The organism is Enterobacter sp. CFEC122, from assembly GCF_052983755.1.
In genome coordinates, this window is record NZ_JBRIQR010000002.1 from 155,323 (window position 1) to 178,813 (window position 23,491).

Sequence of the window (23,491 nt, forward strand, 5' to 3'; positions counted from 1 at the left end):
CGCCTGGCACACAGTGATAGGGATCGAGAAAATGAAGATAGCAACACTTAAAACGGGTCTGGGTTCGCTGGCGCTGCTGCCGGGCCTGGCGCTGGCTGCTGCCCCTGCGGTGGCCGACAAAGCCGATAACGCCTTTATGATGATCAGCACCGCGCTGGTGCTGTTCATGTCCATTCCGGGCATTGCGCTGTTCTACGGCGGTCTGATCCGTGGCAAAAACGTTCTCTCCATGCTGACGCAGGTTGCCGTGACGTTTGCACTGGTCTGCGTGCTTTGGGTGGTTTACGGTTACTCTCTGGCGTTCGGCACGGGTAACGCGTTCTTTGGTAACTTCGACTGGGTGATGCTGAAAAACATTGAACTGACCGCGCTGATGGGCAGCTTCTATCAGTATATTCACGTGGCGTTCCAGGGCTCGTTCGCCTGCATTACCGTCGGGCTGATTGTGGGCGCGCTCGCCGAGCGCATTCGTTTCTCTGCGGTCCTGATCTTCGTGGTGGTCTGGCTGACGCTCTCCTATGTGCCGATTGCGCACATGGTCTGGGGCGGTGGTCTGCTGGCCACGCACGGCGCGCTGGACTTCGCGGGCGGTACCGTTGTCCACATTAACGCCGCGGTCGCGGGTCTGGTGGGTGCTTATCTGATAGGCAAACGCGTGGGCTTCGGTAAAGAGGCGTTCAAACCGCACAACCTGCCGATGGTCTTTACCGGTACTGCGATCCTCTACTTTGGCTGGTTTGGCTTCAACGCCGGCTCAGCCAGTGCCGCGAACGAAATCGCCGCGCTGGCCTTCGTGAACACCGTTGTAGCCACGGCGGGTGCAATCCTCTCCTGGGTGTTTGGCGAGTGGGCGGTACGCGGGAAACCTTCTCTGCTGGGTGCCTGTTCAGGTGCGATTGCCGGTCTGGTTGGTATCACCCCTGCGTGTGGTTATGTCGGTGTCGGCGGTGCGCTGCTGGTCGGCCTGGTGTCGGGTCTGGCGGGTCTGTGGGGCGTCACCGCACTGAAACGAGTTCTGCGCGTGGATGACCCTTGCGATGTGTTCGGCGTGCACGGCGTGTGCGGGATTGTCGGCTGTATCATGACCGGTATCTTCGCGGCGAAATCGCTCGGTGGCGTGGGCTACGCAGAAGGCGTCACTATGGTTCATCAGGTGCTGGTGCAACTGGAAAGTATCGCTATCACCGTGGTGTGGTCTGCAGTCGTCGCTTTCATCGGCTACAAGCTGGCGGACATGACGGTCGGTCTGCGCGTACCGGAAGAGCAGGAGCGCGAAGGTCTGGATGTGAACAGCCACGGCGAGAATGCGTATAACGCATGATCTGAGTGTCTTGCCGGGTGGCGGCTTCGCCTTACCCGGCCTACAACAGCACAAAACGTAGGCCCGGTAAGCATCGCGCCACCGGGCTTTTACATCAACCTCTGTTACGCATCACCCCTTCCTGCACCGTTGAAGCGACCAGCACGCCGTCCTGAGTATAAAACTCCCCACGCACAAACCCGCGGGCGCTGGATGCCGACGTACTCTCCACGCTGTAGAGCAGCCACTCGTTCATGTTGAAGGGACGGTGGAACCACATCGAGTGATCGATCGTCGCGACCTGCATCCCTTTTTCGAGGAATCCGACGCCGTGCGGCTGCAGCGCCACCGGCAGGAAGTTGAAGTCAGACGCATAGCCCAGCAGATACTGATGGACGCGGAAATCTTCCGGCACGGTGCCGTTGGCGCGGATCCACACCTGACGCTTTGGCTCGGCGGTGTGGCCCTTCATCGGGTTGTGGAACTCGACGGGGCGGATCTCAAGCGGCTTATCGCAGAGAAACTTCTCTTTAACCTGCGGCGGCAGCAGATGCGCCAATGCGCGAGCGATATCCGTTTCCGATTTAAGATCGTCCGGCGAGGGGGCAGGGGGCATGACCTTCTGATGCTCGTAGCCCGGCTCCGGTGCCTGGAAAGAGGCGGTCATGTAAAAGATCGGCTTACCGTTCTGGATGGCCGCGACGCGGCGCGCGCTGAAGCTGTTGCCGTCTCGCAGAACTTCAACGTCATACACGATGGGTTTGGCGCTATCGCCAGGGCGTAAAAAGTAGCTGTGGAATGAATGCACCAGACGGTCTGCCGGGACAGTCTCCTTTGCAGCGTACAGCGCTTGTCCAACGACTTGCCCACCGAAGACCTGGCGTAAGCCTAAATCTTCGCTCTGTCCGCGAAAGAGTCCTTCCTCAATTTTTTCCAGATTCAGTAATGTCAGCAGATTGTTCAGTGCCTGACTCATAGTTGTCCTCAATAAACGCCGTAGCGAAAGATAGGCAGAGTATAACGCAGAAATGAAAGTGGTCCGATGGGTAGAATAATCTGAATATCGGGATGATTTCAGGCATTAATCAGTGAGTTGTGCCACACTTAAAAACGTTATGTGATTGAAACGACATCGGATGGGATCGATCCCGCTGGTGCATTGATGATAAGGAGACTTCAATGAAACTCGTGCCTATGCTAAGTGGTGTAGCGATTGCGGTGGCGTTGTCCGCCTGTGCCGGTAAGAGCGCCCAGGTGCCAGTGCCAGCAGCTGACCCGAACGGGATTAATACCCTTTCGCAGCAGTCCATTCAGCAGCCTAACGTTTCCGGTACCATCTGGATTAAACAGAAAGTTGCGTTGCCGCCGGATGCGGTATTAACGGTGACGCTGTCTGATGCTTCCCTGGCCGACGCGCCGTCGAAAGTCGTGGCCCAGCGTGCCGTCCGTACTGAAGGCAAACAGGCGCCGTTTAGCTTCGTGTTGCCGTATAACCCATCGGACGTGCAGCCTAATGCCCGTATTCTGCTGAGCGCAGCGGTCACCATCAACGGTAAGCTGGTGTTTATCACCGATACGGTCCAGGAAGCGATTAACAACGGTGGAACCAAAATCGACCTGAACCTGGTGCCAGTACAGCAGACCGAAGTGCCGGTCGCACCGCAAACCAATCAGCCGTCTCTGCCAACCCCACCGACGCAGATGTAATAGGGTTATTCCCCTCTCCTTCGGGAGAGGGGTCAGTACACCCACCGGTACTTCTGCAAATCGATCTGACCCGACCCTGACACCTGCACCCCTTCTGAAAGTAACGCCTGACGCTGACGCTGGAGATCCGGCCCGGTGAGTGAGATGGCACCATGACGGTTCACCACCCGATGCCAGGGCAGCGTACTGCCTTCCGGCAGTCGTTTCAGGACGCCTCCAACCTGTCGCGCCGCGCGCGGGGAACCGGCCAGGCGCGCGACATCACCATAGGTGGTGACATAGCCTTCCGGGATTGAAGCCACGATTTGCCATACGCGCTGTGGAAAAGAGTCCTGCTCGTCCATACCTTCACCTGCGGGGAGTTTCTGGAGAGCCATGGTAAACGAAGATCGCCCTGATTGCTGCGCCTGTTTGCGCAAGAAACCAGCATCCGGTTCCTGGCGGCTTGCAATTGGGCCTTCGCACAGGGATAATGCGCCAGCGCGTTGGTTATCAACGCTCTCAATGGGGGCTCTGTTGGTTCTCCCGCAACGCTACTCTGTTCACCAGGTCAGGTCCGGAAGGAAGCAGCCAGGGCAGACGACGTGTGTGCCGGGATGTAGCTGGCAGGGCCCCCACCCATTTCTGAGCCTCTGCGTTCTTCCCTGATTTTTGCCTCTTCCCTGACGTTATTCCCTAATAAGATTATGCCTATAGCGTGTAATATATATTTCATCGCGCTGAAATATTAATGTCATAAACTTGTAATAATAGTCGGGCATTTTATCCTTGGCCGTCTATTTTCTGGCATAACTCAAAAAAATATATATCTGGATAACATTGTTAACTTCGTGTATTAAATAAAGTACTTATTCCGAAGGGAAGTGACAAACATGGCTACAGCGGTATTAAACGTTAAGATTGATGACGCGCTAAAAGAAAGGCTTCGCCACTATGCGGAAGTGAATAACGAGAATTTAAGCGTGACGACAGAGAAACTGCTGCTGCTGGCGTTCGAGGCAGTAGAAGAGGCGGGAGTATCGGAAGAGGATATTGATAATCAGCATACGGAAGAAGAGAATATTTCTCCATTTACTCCTAAAGAAATCAAGGCTCTACGTAAACTTCTGAAGAAGAGAAAATGAAACAACAACTGTCAACTGCCAGTGACTACAAAGAGGCCTGCGATTTGTTGCGTTCAGGCTACGTGAAGCATGTACGTCTTGGCTGGAATGTCGGAAGTGATGAGTTCTTTCGTATTGCGTCTGACTGGTGTGATACTGGCGCAAAAATAAAGAAAGACGGTGAAAACTTCGTTATTTCACTTAAAGGGTTTCCTATTCCTGCTCAGCATTAATTCCGGACTGGTGAAAACTGCTGACTGTATCCATGACAGTCAGCAGTTTTTATTTTTTATGATCGGCTTCAAACTTTTTGCTATTAAATCACGCTGCGTTTTACAGGTGGCACGTTTTTATTCAGGGCGAGCCATAACGGTTTAATCCTCAGCAGCGCCTGTTCAAGTTCTGTCGGCTCGAGCGAGAAGGGCATCCGCAAATAGCGGTCAAACGCACCCGATAAACCAAACCGCGTACCGGTCCCCAGATTTATCCCCAGAATCTCAGCCCGCGCGGCAAGCTGCGTCGCCAGCATGCCGGGGAGCTCAATCCAGTATGAGAGCCCGCCCTCTGCTTCATGGAATGTCCACTCCGGGAAATGTTCACGCAGCAGTTCACCGCATCGATCGCGTCGTTCCGCCAGCATTTTGCGGCGTGCGGGTAGAAACGTCTCGCTGTTGTTGATGAGCCACAGCGCCGCTAGCTGTTCCAGCAGCGGCGAGCCTAAATCCAGCGTATCGCGCGTCTGGGCAAGCGTGGCGATCGTGCGCGAGGACGCGCGGATCCAGCCGAGACGCAGCCCGCCCCAGAAGCTTTTTCCGGCAGAACCTAAGGTGATGACGGTGGCCTGCGGGTTAAAGGAGGCCAGCGGGGGCGGAGGAGGGGCGTCAAACCAGAGATCCACCATCGTTTCATCCACCACCAGCGTCGTACGGGTTTGCGCAGCAATATCGGTAATGGCCTGACGGGTCGCGACATCCATGCAGCGCCCGGTGGGGTTATGAAAATCAGGCATCAGGTACGCCAGGCGCGGCGCGGTTTGGGCAAGCGTGGCGGCGAAACCGTCCGTATCCCAGCCCGTTTCCGGCAGCGACACCCCCACGGGCCGACACTGCGCGCCCTGAATGGCGGCAATCGCCAGCGGATAGGTGGGGTGATCGACCACGACGCGATCTCCCGGCCCGGTCATCATCCGCAGGACCAGCGCGAAGCCGCTGACGGCGCCATTGACCACCATTACTTCGTCCGCGCGGGTGGGAAGACCCCGCGCGGTGTAGCGCGCAGCGATGGCCTCCCGCAGCGTCGGGAGCCCTAGCTGATCGTAACCCGTCAGCGCGAGGTGCTGCGTAATGGCCGTGAGCGCGTGGGTATACGCCTGGTGGATTTCCGGCCCGGCATTGAGGGCGGCAGTGGAGAGATCCAGTGCGGCACTCGCCGCGGAAAGCGTGGGAACGGCGCGCGTATCCGGGAGGATCACGCGTGACCCGCTGCCGTGGCGGCTTTCAAGATATCCCTCCTCGCGCAGATGGGCGAGGGCGCTGCTGATGGTGGTCCGGCTCACGTCCAGCGCCGTGGCCAGCTCGCGCTCCCCCGGTAGCCGTGTATTCAATGCCAGACGTCCGTCAAGGATTAACAGGCGCAGCGCATCGGCCAGCTGTCGCCAGAGCGGCGTGCGGGATGAGGTTTGCTGCCAGTGGCCTAAAAGGCGTACCAGAGACTGGCTTCCGAAGCGACGTGACGACATATGCAGTCCACTATTTGAAAACTGGACATTAATCATAGTGCCATTTTAGGTCAGGATGAAAGCCTGGTTCACTGGAGAAGATAAAAATGGTACGTCGTCTGCTACAACTCTATGTCGGTTTAGGACTGTATGGCCTGTCCACCGCGATGTTTATTCGTTCCGATTTGGGTGTCGATCCCTGGGATGTATTTCACCTTGGGGTGGGGTTACAGCTGGGAATGACTATCGGAACGGTGATCATTTTAACCGGTGCTGCGGTGCTGCTGCTGTGGATCCCCCTGCGCCAGATGCCGGGCCTGGGCACCATCAGCAACGTGATTTGTATCGGTCTGGCGGCGGATGCCAGCATGGCGCTTATCCCGGAACTGGACTCGTTACCTGTGCGCATCGCTTTCCTGGTGTCGGGTATCGTGATGAACGCGATTGCGACCAGCATGTACATTGGCGCCGGTTTTGGGCCTGGCCCGCGCGACGGCCTGATGACCGGCATTCATGCCCGGCTGGGGTGGTCCATTCGCAGCGTGCGTACCTCTATTGAGGTGTCCGTCCTGCTGATTGGGTGCGTGCTTGGCGGCACGTTTGGGGTGGGAACGGTAGTATACGCCCTGACCATTGGCCCACTTATCCAGCTCTGTCTGCCCTGGTTCCGCCAGAAGCCGAGCGTTGCTGAAATTGCGCAGCCGGAACGGGTTGTTTAATTTTGCGAAGCGCTCACATGTTTTAACGGCGTCGCTGTGCCACAATAATGGGCCACGACTCACGCGATGCCACAATGCATGAAAGCTATCACTCTCTATGATGTCGCCCTCCTTGCGGGGGTTTCTTATCAGACCGTCTCTCGCGTCATTAACGACGCGGAGCATGTGTCTGCCCGTACCCGGGAAAAGGTGCAGCAGGCGATGGCGGAGCTGCACTACGTGCCTAACCTGCGGGCACAGCAGCTGGCGGGTAAACGCACCCGCACGCTGGGACTCATCACCATCGATCTGGCCCTGCATGCGCCCTCGCAAATTGTGTCGGCGGTAAAATCCCGGGCGGCGGAACAGGGGGCGAGCGTCCTTATCTCCATGGTGGAGCAACCGCAGCAGTGTCAGGCCGCGCTTCAGGCGCTGCTGGCACAGCGGGTGGACGCGCTGCTGGTGAATGTTCCGCTTGATGATGAACACGCCGAACAGCTGAGGGCGCTGGCGTCGCCCGTTCCGGTGCTTTTTCTTGATGTCTCGCCTTCAGCACATGTAAACAGTCTTGTGTTTAACGCCGGGCAGGGCGCGCATCTGGGCGTTGAGCACCTGCTGTCGCTGGGGCATCAGCGCATTGCCCTGCTGAGCGGGCCGGAAAGCTCGATCTCTGCTCGGGCGCGTCTGGCGGGGTGGAAAGCGGCTCTGGCCCGCGCGGGGCATAAAGCCGCTGCGGTGGCCTACGGAGACTGGAGCGCGGCCAGCGGTTATGAGAAAGGACATGTGCTGCTGTCGGGTACCGCATTGCCGGATGCCATTCTGGTGGCGAACGATCAAATGGCGCTGGGGGTAATGCGCGCCTGCGCGGAAAAGGGGATCGCGATTCCAGGTCAGATGTCGGTGGTCGGGTTCGACGATACGGCTGACAGCGCCTGGTTTTCCCCGCCGCTGACGACCATTCGCCAGGCATTTCGCGAGGCGGGCGAGCGCAGCGTGGAGTGGCTGCTGGCGCCCACCGAAGGCGAGACGTGCTGGCAGGTTCAGCTGCCGGTGACGCTGGTTACCCGCCATTCCAGCGCGCGCCGCGCGCCGCAGCAGGCCGAACGCGAGGATCTGGCGCAGCAGCTCAGAAGCCTGGCTCTCCTGGCCGAGCAGCTTGTCCGCAAATAAGACTTTTGTGATCGGACTCGCTAGCCTGCGATTGAATGCTTTACCGTCGCAGAATGCCAGGGCATGTTAACCAAAATTGTGAGCGCTTCGCAAAGAGGTTACTATGTCCAACACATCCCCGCTGACCCTCAGCGACATTCTGGCCCGTCGGGACTGGGAAAACCCCGGCGTTACCCAGTGGAACCGCCTGCCCGCACACGCGCCGTTAGACAGCTGGCGTAATGAATCTTCCGCCAGGGATGACGCTGGATCTATCAGCAGGCGCTCTCTTAACGGGATGTGGCGATTTAGCTATTTTTCTTCACCCGAGCGGGTTCCTGAGGCATGGGTCAGCGAAGATTGCGCGGATGCCGTCGCGATGCCCGTGCCGTCGAACTGGCAGATGCAGGGGTTCGACACGCCTGTCTACACCAATGTCACCTATCCCATCCCCGTTAACCCACCTTTTGTGCCGCAGGAAAACCCGACAGGTTGTTACTCGCTCACATTTGACGTTGATGACGCCTGGCTTCAGCGTGGGCAAACCCGAATTATTTTTGACGGCGTGAACTCGGCATTCCATCTGTGGTGCAACGGGCAGTGGATAGGCTATTCCCAGGACAGTCGATTGCCCGCCGAGTTTGACCTCTCGGCGGCATTACGCCCCGGGCAGAACCGCCTGGCGGTCATGGTCTTGCGCTGGTGCGACGGCAGCTATCTGGAAGATCAGGACATGTGGCGCATGAGCGGCATTTTCCGCGATGTCTCCCTGCTGCATAAGCCGGAGACGCACATTGCGGATTTTCACGTGGTCACCGATCTGAATGCGGAGCTGGACCGCGCGGTGTTGAACGTTGAGGTCGCGCTGGCAGGCGCAGACTACACGGAATGCGAGGTGGCGATCACGCTGTGGCGCAACGCTGAGCGGTGTGGCAGTACTACCCAACGGCCCGGATCTGCCATTGTGGACGAGCGCGGCAACTGGGCCGAGCGGTTAACGGCGGCGATCCCGGTTACAGCCCCCGCGTTATGGAGTGCAGAAACCCCGGAACTCTATCGTCTGACGATCGCGCTTTTGGATGCGCAGGGCAACGTGCTGGAGACGGAGGCCTGCGATGTCGGCTTCCGCCGGATTGAAATCAGCAACGGCCTGCTGAAGCTCAACGGTAAACCGCTGCTGATCCGCGGGGTTAACCGGCACGAGCATCATCCGGAAAACGGCCAGGTGATGGACGAAGCGACGATGCGCCGCGATATCGAGATCATGAAGCAGCACAACTTCAACGCCGTGCGCTGCTCGCACTACCCGAACCATCCGCTGTGGTACCGGCTTTGCGATCGCTACGGACTGTACGTCGTTGACGAGGCCAATATCGAAACCCATGGCATGGTGCCGATGAGCCGCCTTGCTGACGATCCGCGCTGGCTGCCCGCCATGAGCGAGCGCGTGACCCGCATGGTGCAGCGCGATCGTAATCATCCCTCAATTATCATCTGGTCGCTGGGCAATGAGTCCGGCCACGGCGCAAACCACGACGCACTGTACCGCTGGCTGAAATCCACGGATCCGACGCGTCCGGTGCAGTATGAAGGCGGCGGCGCGAACACGGCGGCGACCGATATTGTCTGTCCGATGTATGCCCGGGTCGATCAGGATCAACCCTTCCCGGCGGTGCCTAAATGGTCAATCAAGAAATGGATCGGCATGCCGGATGAAACGCGTCCGCTGATCCTCTGCGAATACGCCCACGCGATGGGAAACAGCTTCGGCGGATTCGCGAAATACTGGCAGGCGTTTCGCAGCCATCCTCGCCTGCAGGGGGGATTTGTCTGGGACTGGGTCGATCAGGCCCTGACGAAACAGGACGAAGAGGGCAATACGTTCTGGGCATACGGCGGGGACTTTGGCGATAAGCCAAACGACCGACAGTTCTGCCTCAACGGCCTGGTCTTCCCCGATCGTACGCCGCACCCGGCGCTGTTCGAGGCGCAGCGCGCGCAGCAGTTCTTCAGCTTTACGCGGGTCAGCACCTCTCCGCTGGTGATTGAGGTGCAAAGCGGGTACCTGTTCCGCCATACCGATAACGAAGTGCTGAGCTGGACGGTTGCCCGGGATGGGAAGGTACTGGCTTCGGGCGAGGTGACGCTGGCGATAGCCCCTGAAGGTGTTCAGCGTCTGGAGATCGCTCTGCCGGAATTGAAAGCCGAGCCGGGGGAAGTCTGGCTGAATGTTGAAGTGCGCCAGCCGCGGGCAACGCCGTGGTCACCGGCTGACCATCGCTGCGCGTGGGAGCAGTGGCTGCTTCCGTCTCCGCTGTTTGTCGCACCGCCAGCCTCTACGGGCGAGCCGCCGGTTTTAACGCAAAACGACCGCATCCTGGCGATCGCGCATGGTCAACAGCGCTGGCAATTCGATCGCGCAACCGGAAACCTGGCTCAATGGTGGCGAAATGGCGTGGAAACGCTGATGTCGCCTCTGACGGATAACGTCAGCCGTGCGCCGCTGGACAATGATATTGGGGTGAGTGAAGCGACGAAGATCGATCCGCATGCATGGGTTGAGCGCTGGAAAGCGGCGGGCATGTACGATCTCACCTCGCGCGTTCTGTACTGTGAGGCAGCGCAGCACGCAGACAAGGTGGTGGTCACAACCCAGCACGTCCTTGAGTATCGCGGCAACGCGCTGTTTCTGAGTCGTAAAACCTGGCGGGTGGACGATCGGGGAGTTCTGCACGGCGACATTCAGGTGGATATTGCGTCTGATATCCCGGAACCCGCGCGCGTTGGCCTGAGCGTTCATCTCGCCGAAACGCCGGAAAACGTGTCCTGGCTTGGGCTGGGGCCGCATGAAAACTATCCGGACAGAAAGCTGGCGGCGCAGCAGGGGCGCTGGACATTACCCCTGGCGGAGATGCATACGCCGTATATCTTCCCGACGGAAAATGGTTTGCGCTGTGATACGCGGGAGCTGGCGCTGGGAACGCATCAGCTGAACGGCCGGTTCCATTTCTCGGTGAGCCGCTACGGCCAGCAGCAGCTGCGGGAGACAACCCATCACCATCTGCTGCGCAAAGAGCCGGGATGCTGGCTCAATCTCGATGCGTTCCATATGGGCGTGGGCGGCGACGACTCCTGGAGCCCCAGCGTCTCGCCGGAATTCCTCCTGCAGACACGCCAGCTTCGCTATACCTTCAGCTGGCAGCAGAACCCTTAACTGACCCTGGAGATGCGGCCACAGAGTGTGGCCGCAGGCTTACGCCAGAATGCCGCTCAGGCCATGCAGGCTCATATAAATCCCTACCACGGTAATCAGCGCAGCGGAGATCCACGGTGCTTTACGGGAGAATTCGCTAAACCCGGTCCAGCGTTTGGTCGCGTGCTTGAGGCTCAAGGCGGCAATCGCGCCGGAAGCGACAAGCGTTAACGCCAGACCAATGCTAAAGCTGAACACCAGCGTCGCGCCGAGGGCGAAATGCTTCAGCTGCAGGCAGATCAGCAGAACGGTAATGGACGCCGGGCAGGGGATAAGCCCGCCGGTGAGGCCAAACATCACGATCTGTCCGGTGGTGACGTTTTGGCCGCTGAAGCGCCGGTTAATATCCTGCGCATGCGCGCGCTGGTGGGCGTCCTGCCACTCTTCTTCAACCAGCGGGTGTTCGTGGTGGTGATGTTCATGATGATGGCCATGGTCATGGTCATGGTCATGGTGGTGGTGATGATCATGGTCGTGATGATGATCGTGTGGCTGGCTCTCTTTCCAGGTTCGCCACGCCATCCACAGGGCGATCGCAACGATCAATACCCCTGAGATCAGCTGGAACCAGGGTTCAGACGTATGCGCATCCCATCCCCGACCAAACCATAAACCCGCCATGGCGATAATCCAGACTACTGCCGTATGCGAAAGCGTAGCGGCCAGGCCGAGCAGGACCGCCTGTTTCAGCGTGCCGCGGATAGCCACGATAAAGGCGGCCATCATGGTTTTTGAGTGACCCGGCTCCAGGCCATGTAGTGCACCGAGCAGGATAGCGCTGGGAACAAACAGCCAGGCATTACCCTGCTGCAGAAGTGAGGCGAAATCGTTCATTGAAATTTCCGGAGTGGAAGCGTGCGCAAATAGTACTCCCCCCCAGTAGCTTAATACTACCCCCCAGTAGAAAAATACTCAGGGGGAGTAGAGCGTGATATGCTCTAAAAGCCAAAACTGAGGGAGACAGAGATGTCACATACCGTTCGCGACAAGAAGATGTTACTGACTCGCCTGAAGAAAATTCAGGGGCAGAGCACCGCGCTCGAAAAAATGCTCAACAGCGAACACGAATGCGCCGAGGTGTTACAGCAGCTGGCGGCGATCCGTGGAGCGGTCAACGGCATGATGATGCAGGTGATTGAAGGGCACCTTACCGATCACGTGGTGAAAGAGCCCGAAGAGGCGCAGCGTGAAGCCGATCTTGGCGTGGTGCTGCAGGTGATGAAATCCTACCTTAAGTAGCGTGCGTGCCGAGGTTATTCTCTGCCCAAAGAATAAATTCCGTCTTTGGTAGCGCTTTGCTGTAGTACCAGCCCTGTCCGTACTGCACGCCGTGCTGGTGCAGCCAGGCGAGCTGCCCGGCGGTCTCGACGCCTTCCGCCACCATCGCCAGCTTCAGAGACTTCGCCATTTCAATAATGTGCGGCGTCACGTTTTTATACTCCAGCGCATCCACGAACGATTTATCAATTTTTAGCGTGTCGACATCCAGATCCTGCAGATAGCTCAGGCTGGAATAGCCCGTACCAAAATCATCAATATAGACAGGGTGCCCCGAACGGCGGAATGCGGCGATAGCCGGCGCGCTGATTTTGGGATCGGCAAAGCCGCGCTCGGTAACCTCAAGGGCGATTTGGCCTGGGTGGACCTTCCATTTGTTCAGCAAGTGACTCAGCAGCGGCGGCAGCGTGCCGGAGGTCAAATCGGCGGGCGCGAGGTTGATGGAGATATGCTGATCGGGGTGAAGATGCAGCCAGCTGCCCATATCCTCGAACACCTTTTCGATAACGAGCTGCGTCAGCTGGGAGATAAGCCCGGTTTGCTCAGCAAGGGGAATAAAAATATCAGGCGAGAGGCTGCTTCCGTCCGGCTGCGGCCAGCGCGTCAGCGCCTCTGCGCCGACAATTTTTCCGCTACACAGCGCCACGATGGGCTGATAGTGAACCACAAAATCGCGGCTGTTAATGGCGTCGAGCAGGCGGTTGCGCGGCGACTGGATGCGACGCAGTATCCGCAGGACAAAGAGCGCGGCAAGCAGGCTTATCAGGATGCCGAAGGGCAGCCACAAAAGCAGCTGCCGGTGCCAGGTTTCAGCCAGCGGTTTGAGCGTAGCCCATGCAACGACGGTAAACCCCAGTTCAGGGACGGGCTTCATAACGTACATTGAACCATCGTACTGTATGCTGGTCATCTCCTGACCCATGATCATGTCACGGATATGCGGATCGAGCGTATTGCTGCTGGCAAAGATGCGGCGTGTGGTATTTCCTACCAGGGCAGCATCAATCGCTATCTCGCCGAAGGGGATCACATCCACAAGCGAGGCCGGATCGACCAGGACAAGATAGTGACCTTGCCCCAGTACGGCCATGTAGCGATGAAACCCCAGATCGTTTTGCGTGGTCAGCCATGCGCTGTAACCATCTTCGGTAACGCGCATCGGCGGGGGGAAAGGGGCGGCATGGCTGGTTTGTTCAAGAGAGGAGCAGAGTGGCCTGAGGTTGTCGATATAAATCACTTCCTGCACATATCGCCACGAGAAAGCGACCCGTCGCATCTCCCTTAACTGCAGGGGGCTGCACGGCACGCCCTCAAAGGCCTGCAGATGATTGAGCGCTTCCTTCGCCTGATCCACGACCTTGTCGGTACGTATCAGCACGCGTGAGGCATAGTTATCCAGCGCATCGACAAATTTATCTTCCGCCTGACGATGAGCCAGCCAGATGCTCAGGCAAATGGGGACCAGCACGGAAAAGATAAGTATGCCAGTCACCAGACTGACCAGATGTCGGGTTTTCATGCTGTCGTTTCCTTCCTCGTATACCCGTTCCTGAGCACTGAGTTCCCTGCCTGAAGAGAAAGATTTTACCGCGAAATGATATAGTTATAGCACGTGGGTGGCGTGGTTTTCATTTTATCTCAGGTAAACCAGAAAATATCGTCAGAAGGAAGGGGTTGTTTTTTTAACCTGGCCTGGATATTATTTTGTTATGTTATAACAAAACACAAAGGATTTACGATGAAACCAAATATCCATCCAGCGTATCGCACCGTGGTATTCCACGACACCAGCGCGAATGAATACTTCAAAGTCGGCTCAACCATTAAGACCGACCGCGAAATTGAACTCGACGGTGAAACGTATCCATACATCACCATCGAGGTTTCTTCAAAATCGCACCCGTTTTATACCGGTAAGCAGAAAACGTTCTCCACGGACGGCAGCGCAGCGCGCTTCCGCAAGCGTTTTGGCGGTTTTCTCAATGCGAAGCGGGGCTAACCATGCAGGTACTTAACTCATTGCGCAGTGCAAAACAGCGTCACCCGGATTGCCAGATAGTCAAACGCAAGGGACGCCTGTACGTGATTTGTAAATCCAATCCGCGCTTTAAGGCGGTGCAGGGCCGTAAAAAAAGACGCTAAACGCGCGTTTCTCGCCAGCTTTCCAGGGATCTTTTCTGTTTGCCATCGGCAGTAAAATTGTCGGTGGCAAGCCAGCTTTCAAAGGCGTTTGCCAGCGCCGGCCACTCTTTGTCGAGAATCGAAAACCAGTCGGTATCCCGGTTATGACCTTTTATGACCAGCGCCTGACGAAAACGCCCCTCAAACTGAAAACCCAGGCGCAGGGCGGCTTTGCGGGAAGGTTCGTTCAGGCTATTGCACTTCCACTCATAACGCCGGTAGCCCAGGGTATCGAACACATACCGCATCAGCAGATATTGCGCCTCTGTCGACATGGGCGTGCGGCTTAACAGGGGAGAGAAGTGAACGTGCCCCACCTCCACGACCCCATTTTTAGGATCGATCCGCATCAGGGACAGCGTCCCGACCGGAGACCGGGTCTGGTTATCGATAACGGTAAAGTGTATGGGGTCGGATAACTCGCTTACGTTCGCCACCCATTCGGCAAATTCCTCTGCGGTAGCGTCGGGTTCACGTAGCAGCCACGTCCAGCTGCGCGTATCTTCAGCGAGGGAATAGGCGGAAAACAGCGCGTTGGCATGCTCCACGCGCAGCGGTTCAAGCCGACAATAGCGTCCCTGAAGCACGACCCGGGACGGGTGCTGACGAGGCTGCCAGTTGCTAAGCGCTTCGCCTACTGGCTGTCCGAACTGATTGAATGTCTTCATCTTAATTTCCGTGACGTTGAAAAGAGTTCCAGACTAGTGAATTGCTGGTTCCTTAAAAAGAACCACTGCGCTATGTTTTGATGGTGCCACGAGGAGGTGAGATGAATATACCGGGTGATGAATTTTATACCTTGCTCAATGCTGCCCTGCAAAAACGTGGGAAAGAGACGCGCCAGCGCGCGCTTTATCTTGCGTTACGGGAGGCCATACTGTGCGGAAGGCTACTGTCCGGCAGCCAGCTTCCCGGTTCGCGAACGCTGGCTCAGCAGCTCTCCCTTTCCCGCAATACCGTCAATGCGGCGCTGGACCAGCTCACGCTGGAAGGGTATTTGCAGCGTAACCGCCAGGGAACGCGGGTGGCACAGCTCGCTCACCGCTCTGTCGCCCGGACATTGCCGGACCCTGCCATCAGGCTCGCCCGGCGGGTCGGCCTGCTGCCAGCGCCCGTGCCCCGGGACACGCCGGTGCTGGCGTTTACCCCGGGAACCCCGGCTATCAACTATTTTCCGCTACCGCTGTGGCGGCGATTGTACGATCGCGTGATGCGCGAGGAGGGAAGTGCCCTGCTAGGGTATGGCGACCCGGCCGGTGAACCGTCGCTGCGGGCAGCGATTGCCCGACACCTCGCCCTGTCCCGCGGTATCGACTGCGACGCCAGCCAGATAGTGATAACGGAAGGGGCGCTTGAGGGGGTTAACCTGTGCACCATGCTGTTGAGTGAGCCTGGCGATGTCGGGTGGGTGGAAAACCCCGGCTATAGCGGGGCAAAGAGCGCGTTTGTTAAAACAGGCCTGACCATGACGGGAATCCCTGTTGATGACGAGGGAATGTGCTGGGAAGGACGGGATGCGCCTGCTCCCTCGCTGATTTTTACCTCACCTTCGCACCAGTTCCCCTACGGAAGCGTGCTCAGTGCCCGGCGACGTCTGGCGCTACTGGAACTGGCCCGGCAGCAGAACGCGTGGATCATAGAAGACGATTACGACAGCGAATTCCGTTATGCCGGTGAGCCTGTGCCCGCGATGCTGGGGATGGTCAACAACGCGCCCGTGGTTTATCTGGGAACATTCAGTAAAACGCTGTTTCCGTCGCTCAGAATGGGGTTCATGGTCTTGCCGCCAGCGCTGGCGAAAGCGGCTCGCCCGGCCATCGGCTCGCTGTTGCGGGGCGGGCATCGTGCCGAACAGCGTACGCTGGCGCTGTTCATTGAAGAAGGCCACTATGCCCGTCATCTTGCCGCCATGCGTCGGCTCTATCGTAAGCGATACCGCCAGCTGCGGGAGGTGCTGGGGGCAGAGCTTCACACGCCGCACCGTATACTGGCCGGTGAAGGCGGGATGCATCTGACGCTGGCGATAGACGATATTGACGATCAGACGCTGGTGGCGCAGGCGAGGGCGTTTCAGCTGGCACCCGCTGCACTGAGCGGGTATTACCTTGAGGCGAAGCAGGGGCAAACCGGTCTGGTTTTAGGTTACGGCAACACCTCTGCTTCGCAGTTTTCGCCGGGGATCCGGCGTCTGCAGGCGTTAATTACGCAGCAGCAGGGCGCGAAAGGGTAAAGACATCATAGAAAGAGAGCTGGCCTTTGGTGGAGACCATTTTTTGCAGCTTCTCTTTTTGCGCTGTTTCAACGGCCGGAGAGTGCATGATGCTGTCGATCAGCTCCGTGGGCACGAAACGTGTGTTATACCATTCACCGTTGTAGCAGACCCGAAAATCGAGAACGTCGATATCTTCGTAACGGTAGCGCGGATTCACGTCGAAAAAGAAAAAGGCGTTAAAGACCACAAACAGCACAACCAGCAGCCAGACGGAGTCCACCAGCGTTTCGGACTTCAGCATCACAATCAGCGTCGCCAGCCAGGCAGCATACATGGCGACAAACAGTCCAGGATGTTTGCGAATAAAGCTAATGCTAAAGCGCGGGCGATTGTCGCGCTTTTCGCGGAGGTTAAGATCGTCGATGGTGGCGGTAAGCAGGCGCTGTATCTCGGTCATTTTTTGCCTTCATAAGAGTTGACAATACAGGGTGTCTGCCAATTTTAGGGGAGCCATCGGGTTGAAAAAAGTAACAGTCAGGCGCTAAAAGACCATAACAGTTGGCTCCCCGCGCCCTTATAAAGTTTTGATGATTTTTGCCGGATTGCCGCCCACGACGACGTTAGCCGGGACGTCTTTTGTCACCACGGCGCCGGAGGCCACCACCACATTATCACCGATCGTGACGCCGGGGTTAATGACCGCCCGGCCACCAATCCAGACATTATTCCCAATGTTGACCGGTTTCCCAAACTCCACGCCGCTGTTCCGTTCCTCTGCATCCAGCGGGTGGGTGGCCGTATAAATGTGCACACCCGGCGCGAGCATGCAGTTATCGCCGATGCGAACAGGGCAGACATCCAGCATCACGCAGTCGAAGTTCGCGTAAAAGTTTTTGCCAAGATAAATATTGTATCCGTAGTCGCAGCGGAAGCTCGGTTCTATATAAGCGCCTTCGCTTTGCCCCAGAAGTTCCGCCAGGATATTCTGGCGTTCTGTTTTTTCATCGGGCGCGGTGTGGTTATAGCGGTAAACCAGATGGCGGGCCCGCAGTCGGTCGGCCCGTAACGTCTCATCGCCGGGGCGATAATGTTCACCGGCAATCATCTTCTGTTTTTCTACGCTCATAGGAAACCTCTCTGGAAATGATTACCGCAGGGTAATCGGAACAGGTCGAGAGGGGAACGTTCCCGAAAAGCCGATGTGACTGTCGTCACAACATTGTTGCTGATGAACACGTTTTACACGGAGACCTGGCCTGGGCACAGGGAACATAACGGGATAGGTAAAAAACTCAGAACGTGGCGTAGAACTCTACAGACACCCTTCAAAGATTAACGGACAAATTTCCATACAGAAGTAGGGATTTTGTCATACAACTTATTCATGGTCAGCTCAGCAAGACGATGGTCAGCGGCTGAATAAAATACGGCCAGTTCATTATCAGAAAGCTCGTATTTATTCTTTTCAATCACGCGTTCGAGGGTGTCAATTGACTGACAACGTCGTAAGCGCATCAAATAATCGATTTTTGTGAGTGGTTTATCAGACATAAATTCACCTTAGTAATTGTAATAATTTTAACAGGAAAGGCTAACCGGGTTAGCTCTGCTCACGTTGACGAAACAGCGGAATAGCCGGTTTCCCGATTTACGCCATTTTTGCAAATCCTGGGCGTTAATGCCGTAACTACTGAACAACATAAAGGTGTCGTCCAGGTATTCATCAATTTGCTCAATGAGCTTATTATCTTCATTGTACTTAATTTTATAATTAAGTGCGAAGGTTGCGATATGCTCTATCAGCTCATTCAACTGTAAATTGATGGCAGACGTTGGGTCGTTTACCCAGCCATGGTTGCTTTCATCAAGGTTGGCAAGGCAGTCATGGTACAAGGATTCGCAGAGAAATTTCAACTGCGCGATATCATGCCTTTTTGGCGAGTACTCGTCCATAGCGCATCCCCTTCTGAGTGATTTCTTACTCACCGAACATCATTGTCGGGATGGATACAACTGACTTAGCTACATGAGTGCTGTGTTCCTGATAACCTAACTATAAGCCACTCCTTCCTGGATTTCATCGCGCTATTACGAAAAATTACAAATAAAACCGTAGACTGCGAGCATGTACGCAATGTTCCACCCTGGACACCCCTTTTTTATCCAAATTAACGCGCTGTTTTATCGCTTCCTTACGTTTCATTGGCTTAGCAAAAATGGCGAGAAAAGTTCAGATTCGAACTCCACGTTGTCAGAACTTCTTATTAGGAATATTCCTAATAGCTTAAGCGGGGAAATGAAATTAAAAAAATCCTGAATTCACCGATTAAGTTATCAGTTAATTATGATATGTCTAATTAAGATGGCAGAAAATAAATTGAATCACAATAAGCGTAATTTATGATTTTTTCTGAAAATGAAAAAGGCCGCTAATGCGGCCTTTTTATCATGTGAAACCGGTATCAGTGAGGTTCTACCGAATGCGCGTGTTCAACATCTTCATTCTTACGGCTGAAGCGGCGGCGAACCACCACGAAGAACACCGGTACGAAGAAGATAGCGAGTACGGTTGCGGTGATCATACCCCCCATAACGCCCGTACCGACCGCGTTCTGCGCACCGGAGCCCGCACCGGAGCTGATAACCAGCGGCAGTACGCCGAGGATAAACGCCAGTGACGTCATCAGGATTGGGCGCAGACGCATACGAACAGCCTCAAGCGTCGCCTCAATCAGACCTTTGCCTTCTTTCTCCATCAGATCTTTGGCGAATTCAACGATAAGTATCGCATTCTTCGCCGACAAGCCAATGGTTGTCAGCAGGCCTACCTGGAAGTACACGTCGTTGGTCAGTCCGCGGAACGTTGCCGCAAGCAGCGCACCGATAACCCCGAGCGGTACCACCAGCATAACGGAGAACGGAATTGACCAGCTCTCATACAGCGCTGCCAGACACAGGAAGACGACGATCAGTGAAATCGCGTACAGGGCAGGGGCCTGGTTACCGGACAGACGCTCCTGATAGGACATCCCGGTCCAGTCGTAGCCAACACCCGAAGGCAGTTTGCTCGCCAGCTCTTCCATCAGGTTCATGGCTTCACCGGTGCTTCGGCCCGGCGCAGCCTGACCCAGGATCTCCATTGATGGCAGACCATTATAGCGTTCCAGACGCGGCGAACCGTATTCCCAGCGTGACGTTGAGAATGCCGAGAACGGTACCATCTGACCATTGCTGCCGCGCACGAACCAGCTGTTGATATCGTTTGGCAACATACGGTACTGTGCCTCGGACATCACGTACACTTTCTTCACGCGACCGCGGTCGATGAAGTCGTTAACGTAGCTACCGCCCCAGGCGGCGCCCAGCGTGGTATTGATGTCACTGATGGACACGCCCAGCGCCTGAGCTTTCTCCTGGTCGATGTCGATTTTGTACTGCGGCGTATCTTCCAGGCCGTTTGGACGCACGCCGACCAGCAGGTCAGGGTGCTTAGCCACTTCGCCAAACAGCTGGTTACGCGCCTGCGTCAGTTTTTCGTGACCCAGACCGCCCTGGTCAATCAGCTGGAAGTCGAAGCCGGTCGCGGTACCCAGTTCAACAATCGCCGGCAGGTTGAAGGCGAACACCATCGCATCTTTAATCTGCGAGAAGGTGCCCATCGCACGGCCGGTAATGGCTTCAACCTTGTTCTCTTTGCCCGGACGTTCAGACCAGTCTTTCAGAGAAACGAAGGCGATACCGGTGTTCTGACCACGACCCGCAAAGCCAAAGCCGTTAACCGCAAACACGGATTCAACGTTGTCTTTCTCTTTGGTGAGGTAGTAGTCCGTCACTTCGTCCAGCACTTTCTGGGTACGCTCTTGCGACGCACCCGCAGGAAGCTGTGCCATCGTCAGGAACACGCCCTGGTCTTCATCCGGCAGGAACGAGCTTGGCAGACGAACGAACAGAATCGCCATCCCCGCCACGATGATGATATAGAGCAGCAGGTAACGACCGGTGCTGCGCAGGATGTTGCCCACGCTGTCGGTGTAGTGATGCGTGCTCTTATCAAACATGCGGTTAAACCAGCCGAAGAACCCTTTATGCTCGCCATGACCGCCTTTCTGAATCGGCTTCAGCATGGTGGCACACAGCGCAGGCGTCAGGATCAATGCGACCAGTACCGACAGCGCCATCGCGGAAACGATGGTGATCGAGAACTGACGGTAAATCGCACCGGTAGAGCCGCCGAAGAAGGCCATCGGGATAAATACCGCAGACAGTACCATCGCGATACCCACCAGCGCGCCCTGGATCTGGCCCATTGATTTACGGGTAGCTTCCTTCGGCGGCAGACCTTCTTCCGCCATCACGCGCTCGACGTTCTCTACCACGACGATGGCGTCATCCACCAGCAGGCCGATGGCAAGCACCATCCCGAACATCGTCAGGGTGTTTATCGAGAAGCCAAAGGCCGCGAGGATGGCAAAGGTCCCCAGCAGAACGACCGGAACGGCGATGGTTGGGATCAGCGTCGCGCGGAAGTTTTGCAGGAACAGATACATGACCAGGAACACCAGGATGATCGCTTCTGCCAGCGTTTTAACCACTTCGTGAATCGAAATTTTAACGAATGGCGTGGTGTCGTACGGATAAACGATCTTCAGGCCTGACGGGAAGTACGGTTCCATTTTCTTCAGTTCTGCACGGATCGCCGTGGCGGTATCCAGGGCATTCGCGCCTGTCGCCAGTTTGATACCCAGACCTGAAGCCGGTTTACCGTTGAACTTCGCGATGATGTCGTAGTTCTCACCGCCCAGCTCGACTTTCGCCACGTCGCGCAGGCGAACCTGCGAGCCGTCCTGATTCACTTTCAGCAGAATTTTGCTGAACTCATCCGCGGAGGTCAGACGGGTTTGCGCGATGATCGAGGCGTTAAGCTGCTGGCCCTTCACCGGCGGCGTACCGCCTAACTGACCGGCTGCCACCTGGGCGTTCTGCGCTTTAATGGCGTTAATCACGTCAACCGGCGTCAGCTGGAAGTTGTTCAGCTTGTTCGGATCCATCCAGATACGCATTGCGTACTGAGAACCGAACAGCTGCACGTCACCCACACCGGACGTACGGCTGATGGCGTCCTTCATGTTGGCGCCCACGTAGTCGGAAATATCCTCCTGCGTCATGGTGCCGTTGGTGTTGATAACGCCGACAACCATCAGGAAGCTACTGGACGATTTCTCGACGCTCACGCCCTGCTGTTGTACTTCCTGCGGCAGCAGCGGCATCGCCAGCTGCAGTTTGTTCTGCACCTGAACCTGCGCAATGTCAGCATCCGTACCTGACTCGAAGGTCAGGGTGATCTGAACTGTACCGGTAGAGTCACTGTTTGAGGACATGTACATCAGGTTATCGATACCGTTCATGTTCTGTTCGATAACCTGAGTGACGGTGTCCTGCACCGTTTTTGCATCAGCTCCTGGGTAGGTTGCGGAAATCGTCACCGCCGGTGGCGCAATCGTTGGATATTGCGCGACAGGCAGCTTCAGGATCGCAAGTCCCCCGGCCAGCATGATGATAATGGCGATCACCCACGCAAATATGGGGCGATCGATAAAGAAATTAGGCATGTCTTAACGGCTCCTGTTTAAGTTAAGACTTGGTTTGTTCTGACTGGCCAGCGGCCGAAGCTTGTTGTTTATCGTCAGATTTCACTTCCTGTGCTTTAACCTGCGCGCCAGGACGAACTTTTTGCAAACCAGTAACAATCACGCGATCGCCATCTTTCAGACCTTCCGTCACCAGCCATTTCTCCCCAATCGCCTGGGTGGCGGTGATATTGCGCATTTCGACTTTGTTATCAGCCCCAACAACCAGTGCGCTCGCATCGCCGCGTGGCGTACGGGTCACACCCTGCTGTGGAACCAGAAGGGCGGTTGGATTCGTTCCTTCTTCCAGACGTGCGCGAACGAACATACCTGGCAGCAGATTTTTGTCAGGGTTCGGGAAAATCGCACGTAAGGTGATGGAACCGGTGGTCTGGTCGACCGTCACGTCAGAGAATTCCAGCGTCCCTTCCTGCGGGAACTTGATACCGTCGTTGGTAATCAGCTCCACTTTGGCTTTGCCGTTTTCCTGTTTCAGGGTGCCGTTAGCCAGCTCCTGTTTCAGGCGCAGGAAATCATTGCTGGACTGCGTGACGTCAACATAGATCGGATCGAGCTGCTGCACGGTCGCCAGCGCAGTGGTCTGACCGTTCTGCACTAGAGCCCCTTCCGTGACGGAAGATTTACCAATACGACCGCTGATAGGGGAGGTCACTTTGGTATAGGCCAGGTTAATGCGCGCGGTTTCGACGGCCGCTTTGGCTGCCACCACGGCGGCGTTAGCCTGCTGGGCATCCGCCAGGGCGGTATCGTAATCCTGCTGACTGATGTACTTGGTACCGAGCAGTTTTTGATAGCGGTTCAGCGTCAGCTGGGCAATTTTAGCCGCGGCCTGTGCTTTAGCCAGATCGCCTTTCGCGCTTTCATAAGACGCCTGATAGGTTGCGGGATCAATCTGATACAGAGACTCACCGGCCTGCACATCACCGCCTTCGGTGAAGTTGCGTTTCAGGATAATGCCGCTAACCTGAGGACGCACTTCCGCAATGCGGTAAGCATTTGTACGGCCGGGTAATTCGGTGGTGATTTGTAGAGGTTCAGATTTGAGCGTCACAACGCCTACTTCTGGCGCCTGCTGAGCTCCTTGTTGAGCCGGTTTGTCGTCACATCCTGTTAGCGCTAAGCTGCCTGAAAGCATCAGAACGACCGCCAGAGGCGTTAACCCTCTGTTTTTGTTCATATGTAAACCTCGAGTGTCCGATTTCAAATTGATCAAGGGTCCTGAGTCTAAAACCCATTGCTGCGTTT

At 56.3% G+C, this 23,491-nt stretch carries 23 protein-coding genes and 1 other RNA gene; 12 read left to right on the forward strand and 12 right to left on the reverse strand.

Annotated elements, in window-relative coordinates:
- Positions 1-31 precede the first annotated feature (31 nt).
- Positions 32-1,321 carry an ammonium transporter AmtB gene (gene amtB, locus ACVCAM_RS02595; RefSeq protein ID WP_008503303.1) on the forward strand — a complete coding sequence of 430 codons (1,290 nt, stop codon included), beginning with the start codon at positions 32-34 and terminating at the stop codon, positions 1,319-1,321.
- Positions 1,322-1,415: 94 nt separating this feature from the next.
- On the opposite strand, the gene tesB is transcribed toward amtB, so the two are convergent.
- Entirely contained in the window at positions 1,416-2,276 is an 861-nt protein-coding gene (tesB, locus tag ACVCAM_RS02600) for an acyl-CoA thioesterase II (RefSeq protein WP_023293157.1), read from the reverse strand.
- Between the two features lie 203 nt (positions 2,277-2,479).
- Between tesB and ACVCAM_RS02605 the strand changes: the two genes are divergently transcribed.
- On the forward strand, positions 2,480-3,007 hold the full coding sequence (locus ACVCAM_RS02605; RefSeq protein ID WP_008503301.1) for a YbaY family lipoprotein: 528 nt from the start codon (positions 2,480-2,482) through the stop codon (positions 3,005-3,007).
- A 32-nt stretch (positions 3,008-3,039) separates the two neighbouring features.
- Here ACVCAM_RS02605 and ACVCAM_RS02610 read toward each other — a convergent pair whose 3' ends face one another.
- Positions 3,040-3,384 (reverse strand): MGMT family protein, encoded by a 345-nt coding sequence (locus ACVCAM_RS02610; RefSeq protein ID WP_031275060.1) that lies wholly within the window; start codon positions 3,382-3,384, stop codon positions 3,040-3,042.
- A gap of 137 nt (positions 3,385-3,521) precedes the next feature.
- Here ACVCAM_RS02610 and ffs point away from each other — a divergent pair.
- From ffs to ACVCAM_RS02625, 3 genes are all read left to right on the forward strand, one after another.
- Positions 3,522-3,618: signal recognition particle sRNA small type (gene ffs / locus ACVCAM_RS02615), an RNA gene on the forward strand.
- Positions 3,619-3,879: 261 nt separating this feature from the next.
- Complete coding sequence (locus ACVCAM_RS02620; RefSeq protein WP_025912632.1) at positions 3,880-4,131, forward strand: hypothetical protein; 252 nt, start codon at positions 3,880-3,882, stop codon at positions 4,129-4,131.
- Positions 4,128-4,343: a hypothetical protein gene (locus tag ACVCAM_RS02625; protein WP_008503298.1), complete on the forward strand. Its 216-nt coding sequence runs from the start codon at positions 4,128-4,130 to the stop codon at positions 4,341-4,343. The genes ACVCAM_RS02620 and ACVCAM_RS02625 overlap by 4 nt, the downstream gene beginning before the upstream one ends.
- Positions 4,344-4,426: 83 nt before the next feature.
- Here the strand turns inward: ACVCAM_RS02625 and yczR are convergent, their stop codons facing one another.
- A complete protein-coding gene (gene yczR, locus ACVCAM_RS02630) occupies positions 4,427-5,848 on the reverse strand; it encodes a MocR-like transcription factor YczR (protein WP_025912633.1) in 1,422 nt (473 codons plus the stop codon).
- Between the two features lie 86 nt (positions 5,849-5,934).
- Here yczR and yczE point away from each other — a divergent pair, with 86 nt between their 5' ends.
- From yczE to ACVCAM_RS02645, 3 genes are all read left to right on the forward strand, one after another.
- A complete protein-coding gene (gene yczE / locus ACVCAM_RS02635) occupies positions 5,935-6,546 on the forward strand; it encodes a membrane protein YczE (RefSeq protein ID WP_025912634.1) in 612 nt (203 codons plus the stop codon).
- A gap of 78 nt (positions 6,547-6,624) precedes the next feature.
- Positions 6,625-7,695 carry a LacI family DNA-binding transcriptional regulator gene (locus ACVCAM_RS02640; RefSeq protein WP_025912635.1) on the forward strand — a complete coding sequence of 357 codons (1,071 nt, stop codon included), beginning with the start codon at positions 6,625-6,627 and terminating at the stop codon, positions 7,693-7,695.
- 103 nt (positions 7,696-7,798) lie between these two features.
- A complete protein-coding gene (locus ACVCAM_RS02645; protein WP_447093523.1) occupies positions 7,799-10,888 on the forward strand; it encodes a beta-galactosidase in 3,090 nt (1,029 codons plus the stop codon).
- Between the two features lie 39 nt (positions 10,889-10,927).
- Here the strand turns inward: ACVCAM_RS02645 and ACVCAM_RS02650 are convergent, their stop codons facing one another.
- On the reverse strand, positions 10,928-11,761 hold the full coding sequence (locus ACVCAM_RS02650; protein WP_407223105.1) for a nickel/cobalt efflux protein RcnA: 834 nt from the start codon (positions 11,759-11,761) through the stop codon (positions 10,928-10,930).
- Between the two features lie 132 nt (positions 11,762-11,893).
- Between ACVCAM_RS02650 and ACVCAM_RS02655 the strand changes: the two genes are divergently transcribed.
- Positions 11,894-12,166 carry a metal-sensing transcriptional repressor gene (locus ACVCAM_RS02655; protein ID WP_008499280.1) on the forward strand — a complete coding sequence of 91 codons (273 nt, stop codon included), beginning with the start codon at positions 11,894-11,896 and terminating at the stop codon, positions 12,164-12,166.
- On the opposite strand, the gene ACVCAM_RS02660 is transcribed toward ACVCAM_RS02655, so the two are convergent.
- On the reverse strand, positions 12,159-13,724 hold the full coding sequence (locus tag ACVCAM_RS02660) for an EAL domain-containing protein (RefSeq protein ID WP_008499281.1): 1,566 nt from the start codon (positions 13,722-13,724) through the stop codon (positions 12,159-12,161). The genes ACVCAM_RS02655 and ACVCAM_RS02660 overlap by 8 nt on opposite strands.
- A 219-nt stretch (positions 13,725-13,943) precedes the next feature.
- Here ACVCAM_RS02660 and ACVCAM_RS02665 point away from each other — a divergent pair, with 219 nt between their 5' ends.
- Positions 13,944-14,204: a type B 50S ribosomal protein L31 gene (locus ACVCAM_RS02665; protein ID WP_006176933.1), complete on the forward strand. Its 261-nt coding sequence runs from the start codon at positions 13,944-13,946 to the stop codon at positions 14,202-14,204.
- 2 nt (positions 14,205-14,206) lie between these two features.
- On the forward strand, positions 14,207-14,347 hold the full coding sequence (gene ykgO / locus ACVCAM_RS02670) for a type B 50S ribosomal protein L36 (protein ID WP_003859006.1): 141 nt from the start codon (positions 14,207-14,209) through the stop codon (positions 14,345-14,347).
- Here ykgO and ACVCAM_RS02675 read toward each other — a convergent pair.
- Positions 14,344-15,054, reverse strand: a complete 711-nt coding sequence (locus tag ACVCAM_RS02675; protein ID WP_025912637.1) for a GNAT family N-acetyltransferase — start codon at positions 15,052-15,054, stop codon at positions 14,344-14,346. The two genes, ykgO and ACVCAM_RS02675, sit on opposite strands and share 4 nt — an antisense overlap.
- Positions 15,055-15,155: 101 nt before the next feature.
- On the opposite strand from ACVCAM_RS02675, the gene pdxR reads away from it, so the two are divergent.
- The gene (pdxR, locus tag ACVCAM_RS02680) at positions 15,156-16,616 is read left to right on the forward strand and encodes a MocR-like pyridoxine biosynthesis transcription factor PdxR (RefSeq protein ID WP_407223107.1); all 1,461 of its coding nucleotides are present in this window, start codon (positions 15,156-15,158) and stop codon (positions 16,614-16,616) included.
- Here the strand turns inward: pdxR and ACVCAM_RS02685 are convergent.
- From ACVCAM_RS02685 to acrA, 6 genes are all read right to left on the reverse strand, one after another.
- On the reverse strand, positions 16,588-17,055 hold the full coding sequence (locus ACVCAM_RS02685; RefSeq protein ID WP_008499285.1) for a YlaC family protein: 468 nt from the start codon (positions 17,053-17,055) through the stop codon (positions 16,588-16,590). The genes pdxR and ACVCAM_RS02685 overlap by 29 nt on opposite strands.
- 117 nt (positions 17,056-17,172) lie before the next feature.
- Positions 17,173-17,724 carry a maltose O-acetyltransferase gene (maa, locus tag ACVCAM_RS02690; RefSeq protein WP_008499286.1) on the reverse strand — a complete coding sequence of 184 codons (552 nt, stop codon included), beginning with the start codon at positions 17,722-17,724 and terminating at the stop codon, positions 17,173-17,175.
- A gap of 206 nt (positions 17,725-17,930) precedes the next feature.
- Positions 17,931-18,149 carry an HHA domain-containing protein gene (locus ACVCAM_RS02695; RefSeq protein WP_008499287.1) on the reverse strand — a complete coding sequence of 73 codons (219 nt, stop codon included), beginning with the start codon at positions 18,147-18,149 and terminating at the stop codon, positions 17,931-17,933.
- A gap of 27 nt (positions 18,150-18,176) precedes the next feature.
- On the reverse strand, positions 18,177-18,551 hold the full coding sequence (gene tomB, locus ACVCAM_RS02700; protein ID WP_008499288.1) for an Hha toxicity modulator TomB: 375 nt from the start codon (positions 18,549-18,551) through the stop codon (positions 18,177-18,179).
- Between the two features lie 509 nt (positions 18,552-19,060).
- The gene (acrB, locus tag ACVCAM_RS02705; protein ID WP_008499289.1) at positions 19,061-22,207 is read right to left on the reverse strand and encodes a multidrug efflux RND transporter permease subunit AcrB; all 3,147 of its coding nucleotides are present in this window, start codon (positions 22,205-22,207) and stop codon (positions 19,061-19,063) included.
- A gap of 22 nt (positions 22,208-22,229) precedes the next feature.
- Positions 22,230-23,423: a multidrug efflux RND transporter periplasmic adaptor subunit AcrA gene (gene acrA, locus ACVCAM_RS02710; protein ID WP_447093524.1), complete on the reverse strand. Its 1,194-nt coding sequence runs from the start codon at positions 23,421-23,423 to the stop codon at positions 22,230-22,232.
- Positions 23,424-23,491: the final 68 nt, after the last annotated feature.

Excerpts from the sequence above, each read along its gene's own strand:
- amtB (WP_008503303.1), top strand. The coding sequence starts at position 32 with ATGAAGATAGCAACACTTAAAACGGGTCTGGGTTCGCTGGCGCTGCTG.
- ACVCAM_RS02685 (WP_008499285.1), bottom strand. The coding sequence starts at position 17,055 with ATGACCGAGATACAGCGCCTGCTTACCGCCACCATCGACGATCTTAAC.
- ACVCAM_RS02645 (WP_447093523.1), top strand. The coding sequence starts at position 7,799 with ATGTCCAACACATCCCCGCTGACCCTCAGCGACATTCTGGCCCGTCGG.
- ACVCAM_RS02610 (WP_031275060.1), bottom strand. The coding sequence starts at position 3,384 with ATGGCTCTCCAGAAACTCCCCGCAGGTGAAGGTATGGACGAGCAGGAC.
- ACVCAM_RS02695 (WP_008499287.1), bottom strand. The coding sequence starts at position 18,149 with ATGTCTGATAAACCACTCACAAAAATCGATTATTTGATGCGCTTACGA.
- yczR (WP_025912633.1), bottom strand. The coding sequence starts at position 5,848 with ATGTCGTCACGTCGCTTCGGAAGCCAGTCTCTGGTACGCCTTTTAGGC.
- tomB (WP_008499288.1), bottom strand. The coding sequence starts at position 18,551 with ATGGACGAGTACTCGCCAAAAAGGCATGATATCGCGCAGTTGAAATTT.
- ACVCAM_RS02655 (WP_008499280.1), top strand. The coding sequence starts at position 11,894 with ATGTCACATACCGTTCGCGACAAGAAGATGTTACTGACTCGCCTGAAG.
- ykgO (WP_003859006.1), top strand. The coding sequence starts at position 14,207 with ATGCAGGTACTTAACTCATTGCGCAGTGCAAAACAGCGTCACCCGGAT.
- yczE (WP_025912634.1), top strand. The coding sequence starts at position 5,935 with ATGGTACGTCGTCTGCTACAACTCTATGTCGGTTTAGGACTGTATGGC.
- acrA (WP_447093524.1), bottom strand. The coding sequence starts at position 23,423 with ATGAACAAAAACAGAGGGTTAACGCCTCTGGCGGTCGTTCTGATGCTT.
- ACVCAM_RS02605 (WP_008503301.1), top strand. The coding sequence starts at position 2,480 with ATGAAACTCGTGCCTATGCTAAGTGGTGTAGCGATTGCGGTGGCGTTG.
- maa (WP_008499286.1), bottom strand. The coding sequence starts at position 17,724 with ATGAGCGTAGAAAAACAGAAGATGATTGCCGGTGAACATTATCGCCCC.
- ACVCAM_RS02625 (WP_008503298.1), top strand. The coding sequence starts at position 4,128 with ATGAAACAACAACTGTCAACTGCCAGTGACTACAAAGAGGCCTGCGAT.
- ACVCAM_RS02650 (WP_407223105.1), bottom strand. The coding sequence starts at position 11,761 with ATGAACGATTTCGCCTCACTTCTGCAGCAGGGTAATGCCTGGCTGTTT.
- ACVCAM_RS02620 (WP_025912632.1), top strand. The coding sequence starts at position 3,880 with ATGGCTACAGCGGTATTAAACGTTAAGATTGATGACGCGCTAAAAGAA.
- acrB (WP_008499289.1), bottom strand. The coding sequence starts at position 22,207 with ATGCCTAATTTCTTTATCGATCGCCCCATATTTGCGTGGGTGATCGCC.
- ACVCAM_RS02665 (WP_006176933.1), top strand. The coding sequence starts at position 13,944 with ATGAAACCAAATATCCATCCAGCGTATCGCACCGTGGTATTCCACGAC.
- ACVCAM_RS02640 (WP_025912635.1), top strand. The coding sequence starts at position 6,625 with ATGAAAGCTATCACTCTCTATGATGTCGCCCTCCTTGCGGGGGTTTCT.
- ACVCAM_RS02675 (WP_025912637.1), bottom strand. The coding sequence starts at position 15,054 with ATGAAGACATTCAATCAGTTCGGACAGCCAGTAGGCGAAGCGCTTAGC.
- ACVCAM_RS02660 (WP_008499281.1), bottom strand. The coding sequence starts at position 13,724 with ATGAAAACCCGACATCTGGTCAGTCTGGTGACTGGCATACTTATCTTT.
- tesB (WP_023293157.1), bottom strand. The coding sequence starts at position 2,276 with ATGAGTCAGGCACTGAACAATCTGCTGACATTACTGAATCTGGAAAAA.
- pdxR (WP_407223107.1), top strand. The coding sequence starts at position 15,156 with ATGAATATACCGGGTGATGAATTTTATACCTTGCTCAATGCTGCCCTG.